Origin of the sequence: Allobosea lupini (assembly GCF_900109525.1) — a bacterium.
GTDB classification, from domain to species: domain Bacteria; phylum Pseudomonadota; class Alphaproteobacteria; order Rhizobiales; family Beijerinckiaceae; genus Allobosea; species Allobosea lupini.
The window spans coordinates 657785-675636 of record NZ_FOAN01000001.1; the positions used below are offsets into that span (position 1 = coordinate 657785).

The window sequence follows — 17852 nt, forward strand, 5'->3', positions numbered from 1 at the left end:
GCAAGAGCCGATCAGCGCTTGGAACCCAGGCGCAGCTCCGCCTGGAGCCGTTCGCGCTCGGACGCCTCGCAGCGGCGCGGCGCGTTGTAGGACTTCACCGCATAGCTCGCATTGGCGGCGACGAAGCGCCCGCGCTGCTCGGCCGGCAGGCGCGCGATGATACGGCCGCGGTCGACCCTCAGCCCGCAATCATAGGCCCGCGACACCTGCGCGGCCGTGGACTCGGGTGTGCCTGGCATCGGCCCCATGACGGTGCAGCCGGCGAGGCCGGCGGCCGTGAGTGCGACGAGGCTGGGCTTCAGCGCAGCCATGGACGGTCAGGGCGCTTCGAAGCGGCCGGCGCGGACATCGTTCATCTTGCCGCGCAGCGTCGCCCGCTCTTCGGCGGTGCAGGGTTGCGGGCGGATGTCCTGGTTGATCGTCTCGGCCTCGGAAATCGTGACATAGGCCGAGCGGGCAGCAGCGAGCTGTTCGTCGCTCGCCCCGCGCGCCTTCTCGGCGGCGAGGAAGCGGTCCAGCGTCGTGCGCTGCGGCGAGCCGGCCTTGCAGGCGATCGCGCGCGACACGGTCGTCGCCAGCAGGGAGGCGCGCCCGGCAGCGGTATCGGCATGGCCGGCGACGCAGGCACCGAGCGGCAGCGCGACGAAACAGGCGAGCAGCAAGGCTCGCCCGGCAGGCAGGAAGGCCATGGTTGCTCAGCCTTCCTTTTCGGGCAGGTTCACGCGCAGATGCGCTTCGCGCAGCTGCTTCGGCGTCGCCGGCGAGGGCGCGCCCATCAGGAGATCGACGGCCTGCTGATTCATCGGGAACAGTGCGACCTCGCGCAGGTTCGTCGCCCCGGCGAGCAGCATGATGATGCGGTCGACGCCCGCAGCCATGCCGCCATGGGGCGGCGCGCCGTACTGGAACGCACGGTACATGCCGCCGAAGCGCTCGATCACCGTCTCCTCGCCATAGCCGGCGATCTCGAAGGCCTTCACCATCGCCTCGGGGCGGTGGTTGCGGATGCCGCCCGAAGCGAGCTCATAGCCGTTGCAGGCGATGTCGTACTGGAACGCCTTGATCGATAGCGGATCGTCCTCGACCAGCGACTTCAGGCCGCCCTGCGGCATCGAGAACGGGTTGTGCGAGAAGTCGACCTTCTTCTCGTCCTCGTTGTACTCGAACATCGGGAAGTCGACGATCCAGGCGAATGCGAAAGCGTTCTCGTCGATCAGCCCGAGCTCGGAACCGACCTTGTTCCGGGCGCTGCCGGCGAACTTGTAGAACTTGTCGGGATCGCCGGCGGCGAAGAAGCAGGCATCGCCGGCCTTCAGGCCCATCTGGGCGACGATTCCCGCGACACGCTCGGGGCCGATGTTGTTGGCGATCGGGCCTTGGCCCTCGCCGCCTTCCTTAACCATGAGATAGCCGAGGCCCGGCTGGCCCTCGCCTTGAGCCCAGGAGTTCATGCGGTCGCAGAACGCGCGGGAGCCGCCGCCCGGCGCGGGGATCGCCCAGACGCGGTTCTTCTCGCCCTCGAGGATGCGGGCGAAGACCTTGAAGCCCGAGCCGCGGAAATGCTCGGATACGTCCTGCATCTCGATCGGGTTGCGCAGGTCCGGCTTGTCGGAGCCGTATTTGCGCAACGCCTCGGCATAGGGGATGCGCGGCCAGTTCCTGGTGACGGACTTGCCCTCGCCGAACTCCTCGAACACGCCGGCGATCACCGGCTCCATGGTGGCGAAAACGTCTTCCTGCTCGACGAAGCTCATCTCGACGTCGAGCTGGTAGAACTCGCCCGGCAGGCGGTCGGCGCGCGGGTCCTCGTCGCGGAAGCAGGGCGCGATCTGGAAGTAGCGGTCGAAGCCCGCCATCATCAGCAGCTGCTTGTACTGCTGCGGCGCCTGCGGCAGGGCGTAGAACTTGCCCGGATGCAGGCGGCTCGGCACCAGGAAGTCGCGCGCGCCCTCGGGGCTCGACGCGGTCAGGATCGGCGTCTGGAACTCGGAAAAGCCCGAAGCCTGCATGCGCCGGCGCAGCGAGTCGATCACCTTCGTGCGCAGCATGATGTTGCTGTGCAGCTTGTCGCGGCGCAGGTCGAGGAAACGGTACTTGAGGCGGGTGTCCTCGGGGTATTCGAGGTCGCCGAACACTGGCAGCGGCAACTCGGCCGAGGGGCCCAGCACTTCGAGCGCGGTCGCGAAGACCTCGACCGCGCCGGTGGCGAGGTTGGCGTTCTCGGTGCCGGCAAGGCGCGGCTTGACCTTGCCGTCGATGCGGATGACCCATTCCGAACGGGCCTTCTCGGCATCGGCGAAGGCCGGCGAATCCGGATCGACCACGACCTGGGTCAGGCCGTAATGGTCGCGAAGGTCGATGAAGAGCACGCCGCCATGGTCGCGGATGCGATGGCACCAGCCGGAGAGGCGCACGGAGGCGCCGATGTCGCTCTCGCGGAGCGCGCCGCAGGTGTGGGAACGGTAGCGATGCAGGGTCACTGGCTTAAGCTTTCCGGGCGTCCATGCGGCCGTGGTCGGGCGCGCAAGCGATTTGGCGCCGTAACCACACGCGCGCGGCGCGGTTGTCAAGAACGCCCGCGACATGGCGCGCTGTGATCTGCTAAGAGCGCCGTCCATGAAGCTGATCAATACCACCCAAGAGTTGGCCGACGCCTGCTCCCGCCTCGCCCTGCACCCGTTCGTCACCGTCGACACAGAGTTCCTGCGCGAGACCACCTATTATCCGAAGCTCTGCCTGATCCAGATGGCTTCGCCGGACGAGGCCGTGATGGTCGATCCGCTGGCGGAGGGGATCGATCTTGCCCCCTTCATGGCGCTGATGACCGACCAGAACGTGGTCAAGGTCTTCCATGCCGCCCGCCAGGACCTCGAAATCGTCTGGATGCTCGGCCGCGTGCTGCCGACGCCACTGTTCGACACGCAGGTCGCCGCCATGGTCTGCGGCTACGGCGACTCGGTCGGCTACGAGCAGCTGGTCAACGATCTCGCCAAGGCGCGCGTCGACAAGTCGTCGCGCTTCACCGACTGGTCGCGCCGCCCGCTCAGCGAGGCGCAGCTGGTCTATGCCGAATCGGACGTCACCCATCTGCGAGACATCTACCTCGCGCTGCAGGCCGATCTCGCCGCCAGCGGCCGCGAGAGCTGGGTCGCCGAGGAGATGGCGGTGCTGAACTCGCCGGGGACCTATGAGGTCAAGCCCGAGAACGCCTGGCAGCGCCTGAAGGGGCGCCTTCGCAAGCCGAAGGAGCTGGCGGTGCTGATGGAGCTCGCCGCCTGGCGCGAGCGCGAGGCGCAGCATCGCGACGTGCCGCGCCAGCGGGTGCTGAAGGACGATGCGCTGATGGACATCGTCCAGCGTGCGCCCCGCTCCACCGAGGCGCTCGGCGAGTTGCGCTCGGTGCCGAACGGCTTCGAGCGCTCGCGCGCCGGCGGCGAGGTGATCGCCGCGGTCGAGCGGGGGCTGGCGATCGATCCGCGCGACCTGCCCCGGCTGGAGCGCGAGCGCGGCCGGCCGGGCAATGGCGCCGTACTCGACCTGCTCAAGGTGCTGCTCAAGGCGACCGCCGATGCCGAGCGCGTCGCGCCGAAGATCATCGCCTCCACGGATGACCTCGAAGAGATCGCCAGCGACGACGAGGCGGATGTGCCGGCGCTGCATGGCTGGCGCCGCGAGATCTTCGGCGAGAAGGCGCTGGCGTTGAAGAATGGCTCGCTCTCGCTCAAGATCGTGCGCGGGCGGGTGACGGTCGGCTAGACGGCCACCACCGGGAAAGCCTGTTCCGGTCTATTCGGAAGGCGGGGCTTGTCCGGCGCGAGGAAACTGAGGTCTGTTGCGATCGTTCGAGCGCAGGCAGATTCTCGGGGGCGACGTGTTCATCCTGTTCCATCAATTGCCGCTGGCCGCCATGTTCCTCGCCGTGCTGGCGCTGAGCCTTGCGACCTGCTGGCTGCTGATCGTCCTCGTGCGCTTTGCCATCCCGCGACTCGGCTACCGGCTGGACCAGCCGCTGCCGATCCGCGATTCCATCATCAACACCTGCGGGGCGCTGTTTGCGCTGATCGTCGCCTTCTCGGCGGTGGGCATCTGGAACGACGCCGTCTCGGCCCGGACTGCCGTGCAGCGCGAGGCGGATGCGGTGGAGACGGCGCTCGCCCTGGCCGTGGTGCTGCCCGAGGAGACGCGCGCCACGCTCACCAAAGAATTGCAGGACTATCTCCGCGGGGTCGTCACCGTGGACTGGCCAGCGATGGCCAAAAGCAAGCCAGCCAACGATCCGGCCTTCGACCCATCGGAAAAGCATCTGCTCGGCGCGATCGATCTCGTCTCGCGGCTTAACATCACTGCCGCCTATTCGCCTCTGCTCAACCAGCTCCTGGAGATCCGCCACGCCCGGCTCGCACGGCTCACCGCCTCGGTCGCCGGTGTCAGCTGGGCGCAATGGTGCGCGATGTGGCTGATATCGACGACCACCCTGCTCTCGATCATCATCTGCAACAGCCATGCCTTCCGCATGCAGATCGTGGCGGCGCACCTTTACGTGCTGGTCGCCTCGGCCGCCTATTTCGTCATCCTGGCGCACGACCGGCCCTTCATCGGCCGGATCTCGATCCAGCCGACGGCATTCGAAGGCCTCATAAAGCGCTAGAAGCGCTTTCGCCGTTCAGCGGATGTCGATCTCGCGCCCGAGCAGCTTGGCGAGCTGCTTCAGCCGCCCGGTAACGCGCTCGCTCGCCAGCGACTTCAGATCATCCGGCAGGCGCAGGACGAGCCGGCTGTCGACGCAGGCCAGCGGCGCCCGCGACAGGATGCCGGGCATGCCGGCCGAGATCAGATAAGCGACCCTGAAGGCCGCAGCGAGGATGTGCATGCGCTCGAGTAGGCGCACCGTCAGCAGCCGTCGCAGCCCTTCCGCCACCGGCGCCGAGGCCTTCAGGCCGGCATAGCGATAGAACGCCGTCAGCGCCAGGAAAGCGCGCCCGGCATGATCGACGCCGCTGAACGAAGCATGGGCGATGACGTTCAGCGTCTGCTCCCCGCGATAGTCGGGATGGGCGCGCCAGCCGATGTCAGAGAGCAGGCAGGCGGCGAGCTGCAGCCTTTGCAAAGCAGGATCGTCGTGCGGGTAGGCGCTGGCGACGAGCCTGTCGGTCCAGGCGATCAGGTCGGCGGCATGGCGCGGGTCGCGCGCACGCAGCTTGTTGTAGTCCTCGGCGCCGCGCAGCAACGCGTCGGCAGAGCGCTCGCTTTCGTCGAGCTGCTCGTGCAGCAGGCCTTCGCGGACACCATTGGCGGAAATCACGACATTGCGCGGCCGGCCGCGCTTGATGATCTGGTCGAGCACCAGCGCGCCATAGGCGAGGAGCGGACGCCGCGCCGAAGAGACCGCCTCGATCGCTTCGAGCATCGAGGCGTCGGCGCGTTCTACCAGCCGGACGAAGTCGCTCGCCTCGCGCGCCGGCACGATATAGCCGTGCATGACGTTGAGCGGGTAGCCAGACTGGCGCTGATGCAGGGTCGCGAGCGCACGCCAGGTTCCGCCGACGGCGTAGAAATCGCGCCCGCGCATGGCGGCGAGCTGCGGGTGATGATCGAGATCGTCACGGACGATCTTCTCGGCCGCCTTCATTGAGCTCCGCGAGCGGTCGATCAGAGCCAGGCCGCCGAGCGGCAGGCTGATCCCCTCCCCGACCCTGTCGCCGTCGACCGAGATCAGCTCGAGCGAGCCACCGCCGAGGTCGCCGACGACGCCGTGCGGCTGGTCGAAGCCGGAGATCACGCCGAGCGCCGAGAGATAGGCCTCGCGGTCGCCGGAGATCAATTCGATCGGCTGGCCGACGGCGGCCTCGGCGCGCGCGATGAAGTCGGGGCCGTTCGAGGCATAGCGGGCCGCCGCGGTGGCGATGACCCTGAGCTGCCCGACATGCATCGCCTCGCAGAGGATGCGGAAACGCACCAGCGCCGAGAGCGCCTTGTCGATCGCATCCTGCGCCAGCATGCCCGTCGAGGCGACCTGCCGGCCGAGCCCAGCCATCTCCTTCTCGTTGAAGACCTGCGCGGGCGCCCGCGACAGGTTCTCATAGACGACGAGACGGACCGAGTTCGAACCGATGTCGATGATCGCGATGGTATCGTCGACGCTCAGACGGCCCGACGCCTGCTCAGGCCTTCTTGCCGGCGCGGCGGGAGAGGCTGCGAGGGCTCGAACTGGAGAGAGATTTGCCACGACCTGACAGACTCGGATTCGTCATGAAATACTTGTGGGCGTTGAACGACTCTTCGGCCGATGGCGGGACAATGCGTCGCGAGCCGCCATCGGGCAAGATGGTCCAGCTCTGTTCGTTGTCGAGAAAGTTCGCCAGCATGATCTGCTCGAGCATCTGCTGGTGGACTGTCGCGTTCAGGATCGGCGTCAGCGCCTCGACGCGGCGGTCGAGATTGCGCGGCATCAGGTCGGCCGAGGAAATATAGAGCTTGGCCTTGGCCGAGGGCATGCCGTGGCCGGCGCCGAAGGCGTAGACGCGGGTGTGCTCGAGGAAGCGGCCGACGATCGACTTGACGCGGATATTGTCGGAGAGCCCCGGCACGCCCGGCCTGAGGCAGCAGATGCCGCGCACGACGAAGTCGATCTGAACGCCGGCCTGGCTGGCGTCATAGAGCGCGTCGATGATCTCGGGATCGACCAGTGAGTTGCACTTGCCCCAGATGGCGCCCTTGCGGCCAGCCTTCACATGGGCGACCTCCTCGGCGATGTCGTCGAGCAGGCGCTTCTTCAGGTTGACCGGCGAGACGGCCATGCGCTCGAGCTCGGCCGGCTCGGCATAGCCGGTGATGAAGTTGAAGACACGGGCGACATCCTGCGCCATCACCGGATCGGCGGTGAAGAAGGAGACGTCGGTATAGATGCGCGCCGTGATCGGGTGGTAGTTGCCGGTCGCGATATGGCAGTAGGTTGCGAACTGCCCGGCTTCGCGGCGGACCACCATCGAGAGCTTGGCGTGGGTCTTGAGCTCGATGAAGCCGTAGACGACCTGCACGCCGGCACGCTCCAGATCCTTGGCCCAGCGGATGTTCGCCTCTTCGTCGAAGCGCGCCTTGAGCTCGACCAGCGCCGTCACCGACTTGCCGGCCTCGGCCGCTTCGGCCAGAGCCTGGACGATCGGCGAGTTCGAAGAGGTGCGATAAAGCGTCTGCTTGATCGCGACGACGTTGGGATCGCGCGCCGCCTGCTGCAGGAACTGCACGACGACGTCGAAGCTCTCATAGGGGTGGTGGACGATGAGGTCCTTCTGGCGGATGGCTGCAAAGCAGTCGCCGCCATGCTCGCGGATGCGCTCGGGGAAGCGGGCATTATAGGGCTTGAACTTCAGGTCCGGGCGGTCGACGCCGACGAGCTGGGACAGCTCGTTCAGGCCGATCATGCCATCGACGACCACGATCTCGTCGGGATCGACCTTGAGTTCGCGGATGATCATGCTGCGCAGATGGGCGGGCATGTCGGCATGGAGCTCGAGACGGATGACGACGCCGCGGCGGCGCTGCTTCAGCATGGTCTCGAAGACGCGGACCAAGTCCTCCGCCTCTTCCTCGATGTCGAGGTCGGAGTCGCGGATGATGCGGAAGGAACCCGTACCCTTGACCTCGTAGCCGGGGAAGAGCTTGCCGATGAACAGCGCCACCAGATCCTCCAGCATGATGAAGCGCTGGACGCCCTCGCGGGCCAGATCGGGCAACTCGATGAAGCGGTCCATCTTCACCGGCACGCGGATCAGCGCATCGAGTGCGCGCCCGTCGCTGACGCGTTCCAGCGCCAGCGCGATGGTGAAGCCGAGATTGGGGATGAACGGGAAGGGATGGGCCGGGTCGATCGCCAGCGGAGTCAGCACCGGGAAGACATAGTGCAGGAAGCGGTCTTCCAGCCAGATGCGGTCCTGCGCACCGATGTCGGCGGGGCGCAACAGCACGATCCGGTTCGCTTCCAGGTCCTGCTTCAGCTCGGTCCAGCGGATCTGCTGGTCACGGGTCAGGGCCGAGACTGCCTCGCCGAGGGCCGCAAGCTGCTCGGCCGGGCTGAGGCCATCCTGGCTCGGCGTCACCACGCCGGCCTTGAGCTGCTCGCGCAGGCCGGAGACGCGGACCATGAAGAACTCGTCGAGATTGTTCGCCGAGATCGAGAGGAAACGCAGCTGCTCCAGCAGCGGGTGGTTGCGGTTGGAGGCCTCCTCCATCACCCGCCGGTTGAACTGCAGCCAGGACAGTTCGCGATTCATGAAGCGCTTCGGCGACTGCCGGAGATCTTCGTCCAGATGAAGGACCGCAGCCTCGGAAGCCGGCACTGCCGTTTTCGGAACCGGCGCTTCCGCCACATCTTGGGTCATGCGCTTTGCTCTCGCTGTCGACGCCGCTCGTGCCACTGCCGGTCCTGTAGCTGTGTTCTGTGTCGGTTTGCTTGCAGCCGCAGTGGCCGCCCTCGCCTTGAAGCCATCGTAGCGTGACGGTTCGATGACAGGCGAGGCGCAGACGTCATGAACGCTCTTCTGTCACCGGATGTTTCAGCAAGCCGGCGAGGAAAAGATCGAGCGAGCGTTCCATCACGTCCTCGGCCTCGTCCTCCGCGACGCCCCAACTCGAGAACTGCCCGTCGATCAGCATGCGCGCCAGGCCGTAGACCAGCGCCCGCCCGGTGATCTGGATCAGCTGCGGGTCGTCGACCCTCAGGAGCCCGCGCCGGCCCGCCTCCTCCAGCAGGCTCACCATCTGCGCCTGGATCCGGGCATTGTCTGCGCCGAGCGAGGCCGAGCCGGCGAAATCGATCGCCCGGCGCGAAGAGATGATCTCGAAATGCGTCGGATTGCGCCTCGCCCAGTCGAGAAAGGCTTTGCCGATGGCGCGGATGCGCCGGATCGGATCGTCGCTGGTCTCGCGAGCCAACGCGGCAGCGATCTCGACCTGGAAGCGCGCCATCGCCTCCTCGGCCACCGCCGTCATCAGCGCGACCTTGTCGGGGAAATGCCGGAAGGGAGCCGCCGGCGAGACGCCGACGCGGCGCGCCACTTCGCGAATGCTGACCGCCTCGAGCCCGCCTTCGGCAGCCAGCGCCAGACCTTCCGCGATCAACGCCTCGCGCAGGTTGCCATGATGATAGGACGAGCCGCTTGCCCCGCTCTCGCCCGATCCCGTCCGACTCGCTTTCGCCGTGCTCATCGCAGCGAGCCTAGACCAGATTGCCATTCCCCTGCAGCCATCGGGCCGCTCATCACGATCATGTAATCATCGATTACATTCCGTTGCCACACCCCTCACCGAATGTAATCGTTGATTACATCCTGAGGCACGCAAGCGGGTAGCGACAATGTCGAACGAAGCAAAAAGCAGCCCGGTTCGTCCACCAAGCCTCGACGGCTGGCCCCTGCTGGGTGCCCTCGCCGCCATCCTGACGATTGCAGCCCTTGCCGCCTTCGCCTCGACTGGCGGCAGCGAAGGCATCCGCATGGCGATCCGGCTGACAGCGCGGACCTCGCTCGCCCTCTTCCTCCTCGCCTTTACTGCCTCCGCCATGTTTCGCATCTGGCCGAATCCATGGACGCGCTGGCAATTGCGGAACCGGCGGCAGCTCGGCCTCGGCTTCGCGGTCTCGCACCTGCTGCACGCCATCGCCATCATCGCGCTCGCCGTCACCGATCCGAAGCTGTTCGCGGAACTGGGCGGGTCGAGCATGCTGGTCGCCGGCGGCAGCGCCTATCTCGTGATCGCGGCGATGGCGGCGACCTCGTTCGACCGGACGGCCGCGTTGATCGGCGCGGTCGCCTGGCGTCGGCTGCACCTGTTCGGCGCCTGGTACATCTGGCTGAGCTTCATGGTCACCTTCGGCAAGCGCGCCCAGCTCGACATGGCGTACTGGCCTTTCATCGCAGCGCTCCTCGGCGCCGCCGCGCTGCGCCTCATCGTCAACGTCCTGCCATTTCCAGTGCTGCGACGCTGACGGCGCTTGCACCCGTCACGCCCCTGCTGTTTGGTCGGCATGTGAATCCCGCATGCCTTCAAACGTAGTCCAGAGAGCCAACTTGTCAGAGCAGAACCAGCACGCCGACGACCACGGCGATATCGTCTACCCCTCGGCCATTCCCTTCGTACTGGCGCATCTGGCCTGCTTCGGGGCGCTCTGGAGCGGCGTCAGCGCAACTTCGCTCTGGCTCGCCTTCGGCCTGTACTGGCTGCGCATGTTCGCGGTGACCGGCGGCTACCACCGCTATTTCTCGCACCGGACCTACAAGACCAGCAGGATCGGCCAGTTCGTCCTCGCCTTCTTGGCCCAGTCGACCGCGCAGAAGAGTGTGATCTGGTGGGCCTCGAAGCACCGGCACCATCACCGCTTCTCCGACACCGAGCACGATGTGCACTCTCCGGTGCAGACCTCGTTCTTCTATTCCCATGTCGGCTGGATCTTCAGCAACGGCCATGACCGCTGCGATACCTCGACCGTCACCGACCTGACGCGCTTCCCCGAGCTCAATTTCCTGCATCGCTTCGAATTGCTGCCGGCCTTCGCGCTGGCGCTGATCTGCTTTGCCGTCGATGGCTGGAGCGGGCTGTTCGTCGGCTTCTTCTGGTCGACGGTCGCGGTCTACCATGGCACCTTCTGCATCAACTCGCTGGCGCATGTGCATGGCGACAAGGACTATGTCACAGGCGACGAGAGCCGGAACAACTGGTGGCTGGCGATCATCACCATGGGCGAAGGCTGGCACAACAACCATCACGCCTATCAATACAGCGTCCGCCAGGGTTTTCGCTGGTGGCAGTGGGACCCGACCTATTACCTGATCCTCGGCCTGTCGAAGCTGCGCCTGGTCTGGGACCTGCGGGCTCCGCCTCAGGCGGTGGTCGAACGGTCGCAGGCGCTGCCGCCGCGGGTGATCGAGCGCTCGGCCGAGCGGCTCGCCGCCTCCGTCCCGGTCGAGCGCATCGTCCAATCCGTGCGTGACGCCTATGCCAACGTGCCCGGCCTGCCCGAGCTGCATCTGCCGACGCTGACGCTACCCGAGTTCCGCGAGGCGCTCGCCGCGCTGCAGGCGCGGGCCAGCGAGCAACTGCATGCGATGCAGGCGCAGGCGCAAGACGCGATCGCGCAATGGCACATGCCGACCCTGCCGAGCCGCGAAGAGTTGGCCGAGAAGGCAGCCGCCATGTTCGTCAAGACGCCGTCGCTCGACGCGATCGCGGCGCGGGCGCACGACCTCCTGATCGAGACGATCCACGCCCGCCTGACCGGCACGGCGAATACGGCGAAGGCTTAGGAGTAGCCCTCTCGGCGCATCCTGATCGCGAGTCGTCCCGGGCGACCGGAGGGAGACCCGGGACCCATTCCGGAACCTTTATCTGAGACGCTCCGGAATGGATCCCGGATCTGCGCCGCTTCGCGGCTTGTCCGGGATGACCAGGGTTCGGGGAGAAAGGCCGAAATCAAGATCGGCCAACGCGACCGTCCCCGTCACTCGTCCGGGAAAAGCGAGGCGACCACCTCGGTGGCCATGGCGCGAGTGACGCGCCGGCCACGCTCGAGCGAAAGCTTGTCGAGCGCGTCGACAAGATCGCGCGCCGCGGCGAAGGAGCGCTCCATTCGCAGCGCCAGCGCTTCGATCGTGCCGGTGTCGACGATGAGCTGACGATCGACGAAGAGCTTGACCAGAAGCGCGCGCAGCAGCGCATCATCTGGCGGCGCGATCTCGGCTTGCGGCGCCAGGCGCAGGCGCGAAAGCAGGTCCGGCACCTTCAGGCCCCATTGTCCCGGCTCGGTCCGCGCCGTCAGCAGCACCGAGGCGCCGCGCGCCTTGGTGGCGTTGAGCAGATGGAACAGTGCCGGCTCGTCGAGCGGAGCGCGGTCGCAATCCTCGATCACCAGCGCGCCGCCCGAAGCCAGATGTGGCACCTTGGCTTCGTCGAGCTCGGCGGCGGGGAGCGTCCAGGCATGGGCACGCGCCGCCCAGATCGCGGCGAGATGGGTCTTGCCCGCCCCTTCCGGCCCGACCAGCCGCAGCCAGGAGGCGGGCCAGCCCGGCCAGCTCTCGATCAGTCCATAGGCCTGCTCGTTGGAAGGGCCGACGAGGAAATCCTCGACGCCATGGCGAGCGTCGACCGGCAGGTCGAAGGCGAGCTGGCGCGGCTTCACCGGCGGCTCAAAGCTCGACATGGGTCTTGGTCGCGGGCGCGCTACGGCCGCGATAATATGGGCTGGCAAGGTATTGCCGTAGCAGGAAGCGGGCGAGCACGCCGATGACCGCCGCCAGCGGCACGGCGAGCAGCAGGCCGACGAAGCCGAAGAGCGAGCCGAAGGCCAACAGCGCGAACATCAGCCAGACCGGATGCACGCCGATCGAGTCACCGACGAGCTTGGGCTGCAGGATATTGCCCTCGATGAACTGGCCGGCGGCGAAGACGGCGAGCGTCAGCAAGGGCATGGTCCAGTCCGGCCAGAACTGCACGGTGGCGACGCCCACCGAGAGCACGAGCCCGGTCAGCGAGCCGACATAGGGGATGAAGGACAGAAAACCGCTGATGATGCCGATCAGTGCGCCGAAATTGACGCCGACCAGCGACAGCCCGATCGCATAGAACGTCCCGAGCAGCAGGCAGACCAGTGCCTGTCCGCGCAGGAAGCCGGCGATGGCGACGTCCATCTCGTGCAGCAGGCCGCGGATGGTGTCGCGGTGGTCGAGCGGCAGCCAGCCGTCGACGGTCGCGACCATGCGGTCCCAGTCGGCGAGCAGATAGAAGGCGATGACTGGCGTCAGCACCAGCAGAGAGAACACCCCGATGATCGCGGTGCCGCCCGACCAGAGCGATGCCAGCAAGCCGCCGGCCCATTTGGTCGCCTCGCCGACGAGATTGCCGAGCGAGCTTTGCGCATCCTCGGCGAGCTTGGCGCCGCCGAAGCGCTCGATCAGCGGCGCGCCGCGCTCCATGATCAGCGCCTGCAGCTTGGCGGCATCGCCTGGCAGACGTGCCACCAGCCCGGCGAGTTGCTGGCTGAGCAACGGTGCCAGCAGCACCGTTCCAACGATGAAGACGAGCAGGAAGAGGCAGAGAATCGCGATCGTCGCGGTCAGCCGGCTGAGGCCCCAGCGCTCCAGCCGATCGGCCAGCGGATCGAGCAGATAGGCCAGCGCCAGCGCTGCGATGAAGGGCAGCAGCACGTCCCGGAACAGCACCAGCGCGAGCACGAGAACGGCGAGGGCGAGCAACCAGAAGAGCAATTGACGCTGAAGACTCATGCACTCGCCTCTACACGACCCATGGCGCTTGATTATGGTGATCCACCGCAGATCATCCAAGGTTCTGGGTCAGCCCGCCATGTGCCGCAGCCAGAGCGCGAGGTAGGCGCCCATGGAGGCTAGCGTCAAGGCCGCAACGAGGATCTGCGCCGCCGGCATGATGGCGCCGACGTCGATCTCCAGGGATTTCGAGCCGAGCACCAGCGCCGCAAAGACCAGCTGGGCGGCGGTGTTGAGCTTGCTGACGACGATGGGCGCGATCGTCACCGGCTTCTCCAACAGCCAGGACAGGATGACCGCCGTGACGATCATCAGGTCGCGCGAGACGACGACGATCACCAGCCAGACCGGAATGATGCCGATGATCGCGAGGGTAATGTAGATCGAGACGATGAGCGCCTTGTCGGCGAGCGGATCGAGATAGGCGCCGAGCTCGCTCTTCATGTCGAAGCGCTTGGCGATGAAGCCGTCGATCGCGTCGGAGACGCCGGCCGTGACGAACAGGAAGAAGGCTTCGTCCCAGCGGCCGTTGACGATCATGACGATCACCAGCGGCACGAGGATCAGCCGGGCGATGGTGATCAGGTTCGGAAGCGTCATCGCGGGAAACCTGCCGACGGAATCGCGTCTCAGGGTAGAACATGGGCGGGAGAAGTGCGAAACGCTTTCGCGGAAGGGCTTGCCCCCCGCCCTGCCCTTGCCTATTCGCTCGCGAAGCAAGAGCCGGGTCCGATCAGGTCGAAACGACCTTATCGGTGAATCCGTCTCTCACTTATGGTTTAAGGACCGTTTGACCGATCAGCTTGCGCAGCAAGCCGATCGGAACGGGCTTTAGGAGCGAGTGCCGATGACCAAACCGGGCGCCAATGGGCTGACCTATGCGCAGGCGGGCGTCGACATCGATGCCGGCAATGCCATGGTCGACGCGATCAAGCCGCTGGTGCGCTCGACGCGCCGGCCCGGCGCCGACGCGGAGATCGGCGGCTTCGGCGGATTGTTCGATCTGAAGGCGGCCGGCTTCAGTGATCCGATCCTGGTCGCGGCCAATGACGGCGTCGGCACCAAGGTCAAGATCGCGATCGAGAGCGGCCGGCACTCGACCATCGGCATCGATCTCGTCGCCATGTGCGTCAACGACCTCGTCGTCCAAGGCGCGGAGCCGCTGCTCTTCCTCGACTACTACGCCACCGGCAAGCTCGACCCGAAGGCCGGCGTCGAGATCGTCCGCGGCATCGCCGAGGGCTGTCGCCAGGCAGGCTGCGCCCTGATCGGCGGCGAGACCGCCGAGATGCCGGGGATGTATGCCGGCAGCGACTACGACCTCGCCGGCTTTGCCGTCGGCGCCGCCGAGCGCGGCACGCTGCTGCCGCGCGCCGATGTCGTCGCGGGCGACGTCGTGCTCGGCCTGCCCTCCTCCGGCGTGCATTCCAACGGCTATTCGCTGGTCCGCCGCATCGTCGCCCTCTCGGGCCTCGGCTGGGAGGCGCCCGCCCCCTTCGCGCCGGAGCAGACGCTGGCCGAAGCGCTGCTGGAGCCGACCCGGATCTATGTGAAGAGCCTGCTGCAGGCGCTGAAGGCGGCGCCCGGCATCAAGGCGCTTGCCCACATCACCGGCGGCGGCTTCCCCGACAACATCCCGCGCGTGCTGCCCGACGATCTCGGCGTCGCGATCGACCTGCCGGCGATCGCCGTGCCGCCGGTGTTCGGCTGGCTCGCAAAGGTCGGCGGCGTCGCCGAGCGCGAGATGCTGCGCACCTTCAACTGCGGTATCGGCATGATCGTCGTCGCCGAGGCCGCTCAGGCCGATGCGGTCATGGCGGCGCTGGCCGAGGCCGGCGAGAAGCCCGTGCGGCTCGGCGAAGTCACGGCGCGCGGCGCGGACGAGGCCGTCACCTATCGCGGGAAGCTCGCCCTGTGAGCACGGCAAGGCGGGTGCCGACCGCGATCCTGATCTCCGGGCGCGGCTCGAACATGGTCGCGCTGATCGAGGCGGCCAGGGCTGCCGAGTTTCCGGCCGAGATCGTGCTGGTCGCCGCCAACCTGCCGGATGCCGGCGGGCTGCAGCGGGCGGCGGCCGCCGGCATCGCCACGGCCAGCGTCGACCACCGCCCCTTCGGCAAGGACCGCGAAGCCTTCGAGCGGGCCCTGGACGCCGAGCTGCAGGCCCACGGCATCGAGCTTGTCGCGCTCGCCGGCTTCATGCGGGTGCTGACACCCTGGTTCGTGACGCGCTGGCAGGGCCGGCTGATCAATATCCACCCCTCGCTGCTGCCGGACTTCCGCGGCACGCACACCCATGCCCGCGCGCTCGAAGCCGGCGTCGCCGAGCATGGCTGCACCGTGCATTTCGTCGTGCCCGAGCTCGATGCCGGCCCGACCATCCTGCAAGCCAAGGTGCCGGTCCTGCCCGGCGACGACGAGGCAAGCCTGTCGGCGCGCGTGCTGGAGCAGGAACACAGAATCTACCCGCAGGCGCTGGCGCTGGTGGCGTCCGGAGCCGCTAGGCTGGAAGACGGAGTGGCAATCGGCCGCTGAGCAAGCTGCCTACTGCACCGGCACCGCCTCACCCTGCACGCTGTGCTGCTCCATCGCCCGGCGTGTGGCAGCTTCCTGCTCCTCCTTCTGCCAGCGCCGGAAGAGGTCGGCGCGGCGGGCGGGATAGCGCTCCTCGCGGGCGGTAAGCTCGGCGATGCGGTCGGTGCGGAAATGGCGGAAGGCCTGCCTGAGCTCGCACCAGGCGATGACAACGCGGACCCGGTCGAAGAAGGTCATGCCGATCGGCCAGATCATCCGCCGCGATTCGGCCCCGGCCTCGTCGCGATAGGCGATGTCGAGCTTGCGGCCATTGCGGATCGCGGCGCGGATCGCAGCGGCGTCGACCTGGTCGACAACAGCCGAATCCTTGCAATAGGCCGGCGCGAACAGCGCCCCGTCGAGCAGGATGGGCCGCAGATGCGGCGGCAGAACCGCCGCGACCTTGGCGACGACGTCCTCGGCGGCGCGCGCCAGCGTCGGATCGGCGCGCTCCGAGAGCCAGCGCATGCCGACCAAAACCGCCTCGATCTCGTCGGGCGAGAACATCAGTGGCGGCAGGTCGAAGCCGGCGTCAAGGACGTAGCCGATGCCGGCCTCGCCGCGTACCGGCACGCCCTGACGGAGCAAAGCGGCGATGTCGCGATAGACGGTGCGGACGGAGACATCGAGCTCGGAGGCGAGCGTCTCGGCCGTGACGGGGCGACGCCGGCGGCGCAGCCCCTGAATCAGATCGAGCAAGCGTTCAGCGCGCTGCATGGCATAGTTCCGCTGATAGGAAGATGGCGTAAGCTCATCCTGCTCTACTCGCCCTGACATGAATTGTCAGGAGCGTGTCAGCAGCATGCTGCATACCGAATGCATCGGCTGGGGAGGAAACATGCTGGAGCTTCACGTCTTCGGGCCCGCCTTCGGCCAACCCGACCCGAGCCCGTTCTGCATGAAAGGCATCATTCTGATGGAGATGTCGGGCCTGCCCTATCGCCGCGTACGCGGCAATCTGCAGAAGGCGCCGAAGGGCAAGCTCCCGGTGCTGCGCGATGGCGACAAGACCATTCCCGACACCACCTTCATCCGGATGTATCTGGAGCGGAATTATGGGGTCGATTTCGACAAGGGCCTGTCAGCCGAGCAGCGCGGCACGGCCTGGGCGGTCGAGAAGATGCTCGAGGATCAGGTCTACTGGCTGGTGGTGCAGGAACGCTGGACCAATCCTGCCAATTTCGACCGGGGGCCGCGCCGCTTCTTCGACGCCGTGCCCGCGCCGCTGCGGCCGCTGGTCATCGCGATGATCAAGCGCCGGATCAGCCGCAACCTGCATGGCCACGGCATCGGCCGCCACAGCGACGCCGAGCGGCTGGAACTGGGGCGGCGGGCGCTCGGCGCGCTCGCCGGAATCCTGGGCGGCAAACCCTACCTGACCGGGCCCGATCCATCCGGGGCCGATGCGACGGTCGGCGCCTTCATGATCGCCGGACTGTGCGACGTTTTCGACTCGCCGATCCGCAGCGCGCTGCAGGAGCACGCCAACCTCGTCGCCTATGCCGGGCGCATGCGCTCGCGCTATTTCAAGGAGGAGGCGGCGTAGCCCGCCGACCCGTCAGGGCCGCTTCAGCTTGCAGCGGTCGATGAAGTCGTAGCCCTTCTCGCGGGCCGAGTCGTTGAAATAGCCGGTGTCGCGGAAGGCCTGGAGCTCGTCCTTGGTCATGGCGTTGACCGTGCCCTTGGCATAGCAGCTGCACGGGGTGTGCACCGCCTCGCGGGTCGTGTTCATCAGCCGCGACTGGGTGACCAGGCAGGCGTCAAAAGCGCGCAGCTGGATCATGTAGGGCGTCAGGTTCTTCGCCGTCGGGTCCGGCGCCGGTAGCGAGCTCGTGCTGCCGGCGGCCAGCGCCGCCCCCGCGGAAACCAACAAGGACAATCCCGCGGCCCAGAGGACCGCACCAACCCGCCGCTTCGTCATCGTTCGCACTGTCCGTTTCCGCGGCTCAAGCCCGGGAGACCCGAATCTCCCCGACAGGCCATGCCGTCGCCCGGCGCGGATCGTCC

18 protein-coding genes are annotated in these 17852 nt (G+C 67.1%); 7 read left to right on the forward strand and 11 right to left on the reverse strand.

Annotation, left to right across the window (positions count from 1 at the left end; all coding sequences use genetic code 11):
- Positions 1-11: 11 nt before the first annotated feature.
- The 3 genes from BMZ21_RS03160 to aspS are packed head-to-tail and all read right to left on the reverse strand — an operon-like array spanning position 12 to position 2474.
- On the reverse strand, positions 12-311 hold the full coding sequence (locus tag BMZ21_RS03160) for a hypothetical protein (protein WP_091829646.1): 300 nt from the start codon (positions 309-311) through the stop codon (positions 12-14).
- A 6-nt stretch (positions 312-317) separates the two neighbouring features.
- Complete coding sequence (locus BMZ21_RS03165; RefSeq protein WP_091829648.1) at positions 318-689, reverse strand: hypothetical protein; 372 nt, start codon at positions 687-689, stop codon at positions 318-320.
- Positions 690-695: 6 nt separating this feature from the next.
- On the reverse strand, positions 696-2474 hold the full coding sequence (gene aspS / locus BMZ21_RS03170; RefSeq protein ID WP_091830555.1) for an aspartate--tRNA ligase: 1779 nt from the start codon (positions 2472-2474) through the stop codon (positions 696-698).
- Positions 2475-2616: 142 nt separating this feature from the next.
- Between aspS and rnd the strand changes: the two genes are divergently transcribed.
- Positions 2617-3756, forward strand: coding sequence for a ribonuclease D (gene rnd / locus BMZ21_RS03175; RefSeq protein ID WP_091829650.1), 1140 nt, complete (start codon positions 2617-2619; stop codon positions 3754-3756).
- A gap of 76 nt (positions 3757-3832) precedes the next feature.
- Complete coding sequence (locus BMZ21_RS03180) at positions 3833-4648, forward strand: bestrophin-like domain (RefSeq protein ID WP_091829652.1); 816 nt, start codon at positions 3833-3835, stop codon at positions 4646-4648.
- 15 nt (positions 4649-4663) lie between these two features.
- Here the strand turns inward: BMZ21_RS03180 and ppx are convergent, their stop codons facing one another.
- The 3 genes from ppx to BMZ21_RS03195 form a co-directional block, all read right to left on the reverse strand.
- Positions 4664-6226 (reverse strand): exopolyphosphatase, encoded by a 1563-nt coding sequence (ppx, locus tag BMZ21_RS03185; RefSeq protein ID WP_091829654.1) that lies wholly within the window; start codon positions 6224-6226, stop codon positions 4664-4666.
- Positions 6162-8378 carry an RNA degradosome polyphosphate kinase gene (locus BMZ21_RS03190; RefSeq protein ID WP_091829656.1) on the reverse strand — a complete coding sequence of 739 codons (2217 nt, stop codon included), beginning with the start codon at positions 8376-8378 and terminating at the stop codon, positions 6162-6164. The genes ppx and BMZ21_RS03190 overlap by 65 nt, the downstream gene beginning before the upstream one ends.
- Before the next feature lie 145 nt (positions 8379-8523).
- Positions 8524-9204 carry a TetR/AcrR family transcriptional regulator gene (locus tag BMZ21_RS03195; protein WP_091829658.1) on the reverse strand — a complete coding sequence of 227 codons (681 nt, stop codon included), beginning with the start codon at positions 9202-9204 and terminating at the stop codon, positions 8524-8526.
- Between the two features lie 148 nt (positions 9205-9352).
- Between BMZ21_RS03195 and BMZ21_RS03200 the strand changes: the two genes are divergently transcribed.
- Both BMZ21_RS03200 and BMZ21_RS03205 read left to right on the forward strand, forming a co-directional pair.
- Positions 9353-9982, forward strand: a complete 630-nt coding sequence (locus BMZ21_RS03200; protein ID WP_091829660.1) for a hypothetical protein — start codon at positions 9353-9355, stop codon at positions 9980-9982.
- 82 nt (positions 9983-10064) lie between these two features.
- Positions 10065-11297, forward strand: coding sequence for an acyl-CoA desaturase (locus BMZ21_RS03205; RefSeq protein WP_244543675.1), 1233 nt, complete (start codon positions 10065-10067; stop codon positions 11295-11297).
- Positions 11298-11491: 194 nt separating this feature from the next.
- Here BMZ21_RS03205 and BMZ21_RS03210 read toward each other — a convergent pair whose 3' ends face one another.
- The 3 genes from BMZ21_RS03210 to BMZ21_RS03220 all read right to left on the reverse strand — a co-directional run bounded on the left by BMZ21_RS03210 (position 11492) and on the right by BMZ21_RS03220 (position 13871).
- Positions 11492-12190 (reverse strand): P-loop NTPase family protein, encoded by a 699-nt coding sequence (locus tag BMZ21_RS03210; RefSeq protein ID WP_091829664.1) that lies wholly within the window; start codon positions 12188-12190, stop codon positions 11492-11494.
- Positions 12177-13271 (reverse strand): AI-2E family transporter, encoded by a 1095-nt coding sequence (locus BMZ21_RS03215; RefSeq protein ID WP_091829666.1) that lies wholly within the window; start codon positions 13269-13271, stop codon positions 12177-12179. Before BMZ21_RS03215 ends, BMZ21_RS03210 begins: the two co-directional genes overlap by 14 nt.
- Before the next feature lie 69 nt (positions 13272-13340).
- Entirely contained in the window at positions 13341-13871 is a 531-nt protein-coding gene (locus BMZ21_RS03220; protein ID WP_091829669.1) for a CDP-alcohol phosphatidyltransferase family protein, read from the reverse strand.
- Between the two features lie 247 nt (positions 13872-14118).
- On the opposite strand from BMZ21_RS03220, the gene purM reads away from it, so the two are divergent.
- Positions 14119-15189 carry a phosphoribosylformylglycinamidine cyclo-ligase gene (gene purM, locus BMZ21_RS03225; protein ID WP_091829671.1) on the forward strand — a complete coding sequence of 357 codons (1071 nt, stop codon included), beginning with the start codon at positions 14119-14121 and terminating at the stop codon, positions 15187-15189.
- Positions 15186-15806, forward strand: coding sequence for a phosphoribosylglycinamide formyltransferase (gene purN / locus BMZ21_RS03230; RefSeq protein ID WP_208862207.1), 621 nt, complete (start codon positions 15186-15188; stop codon positions 15804-15806). Before purM ends, purN begins: the two co-directional genes overlap by 4 nt.
- 9 nt (positions 15807-15815) lie before the next feature.
- On the opposite strand, the gene BMZ21_RS03235 is transcribed toward purN, so the two are convergent.
- A complete protein-coding gene (locus BMZ21_RS03235; RefSeq protein WP_091829673.1) occupies positions 15816-16562 on the reverse strand; it encodes a helix-turn-helix transcriptional regulator in 747 nt (248 codons plus the stop codon).
- Between the two features lie 121 nt (positions 16563-16683).
- Here BMZ21_RS03235 and BMZ21_RS03240 point away from each other — a divergent pair, with 121 nt between their 5' ends.
- Entirely contained in the window at positions 16684-17391 is a 708-nt protein-coding gene (locus BMZ21_RS03240) for a glutathione S-transferase family protein (RefSeq protein ID WP_091830559.1), read from the forward strand.
- Between the two features lie 12 nt (positions 17392-17403).
- Here BMZ21_RS03240 and BMZ21_RS03245 read toward each other — a convergent pair whose 3' ends face one another.
- Positions 17404-17718, reverse strand: a complete 315-nt coding sequence (locus tag BMZ21_RS03245) for a hypothetical protein (protein WP_143079640.1) — start codon at positions 17716-17718, stop codon at positions 17404-17406.
- Positions 17719-17852: the final 134 nt, after the last annotated feature.

What these genes read in the sequence shown, in the direction of transcription:
- BMZ21_RS03235 (WP_091829673.1), bottom strand. Translation starts at nt 16,562, where the DNA reads ATGCAGCGCGCTGAACGCTTGCTCGATCTGATTCAGGGGCTGCGCCGC.
- BMZ21_RS03210 (WP_091829664.1), bottom strand. Translation starts at nt 12,190, where the DNA reads ATGTCGAGCTTTGAGCCGCCGGTGAAGCCGCGCCAGCTCGCCTTCGAC.
- BMZ21_RS03195 (WP_091829658.1), bottom strand. Translation starts at nt 9,204, where the DNA reads ATGAGCACGGCGAAAGCGAGTCGGACGGGATCGGGCGAGAGCGGGGCA.
- BMZ21_RS03200 (WP_091829660.1), top strand. Translation starts at nt 9,353, where the DNA reads ATGTCGAACGAAGCAAAAAGCAGCCCGGTTCGTCCACCAAGCCTCGAC.
- purM (WP_091829671.1), top strand. Translation starts at nt 14,119, where the DNA reads ATGACCAAACCGGGCGCCAATGGGCTGACCTATGCGCAGGCGGGCGTC.
- BMZ21_RS03160 (WP_091829646.1), bottom strand. Translation starts at nt 311, where the DNA reads ATGGCTGCGCTGAAGCCCAGCCTCGTCGCACTCACGGCCGCCGGCCTC.
- BMZ21_RS03165 (WP_091829648.1), bottom strand. Translation starts at nt 689, where the DNA reads ATGGCCTTCCTGCCTGCCGGGCGAGCCTTGCTGCTCGCCTGTTTCGTC.
- BMZ21_RS03190 (WP_091829656.1), bottom strand. Translation starts at nt 8,378, where the DNA reads ATGACCCAAGATGTGGCGGAAGCGCCGGTTCCGAAAACGGCAGTGCCG.
- BMZ21_RS03220 (WP_091829669.1), bottom strand. Translation starts at nt 13,871, where the DNA reads ATGACGCTTCCGAACCTGATCACCATCGCCCGGCTGATCCTCGTGCCG.
- BMZ21_RS03240 (WP_091830559.1), top strand. Translation starts at nt 16,684, where the DNA reads ATGCTGGAGCTTCACGTCTTCGGGCCCGCCTTCGGCCAACCCGACCCG.
- rnd (WP_091829650.1), top strand. Translation starts at nt 2,617, where the DNA reads ATGAAGCTGATCAATACCACCCAAGAGTTGGCCGACGCCTGCTCCCGC.
- BMZ21_RS03215 (WP_091829666.1), bottom strand. Translation starts at nt 13,271, where the DNA reads ATGAGTCTTCAGCGTCAATTGCTCTTCTGGTTGCTCGCCCTCGCCGTT.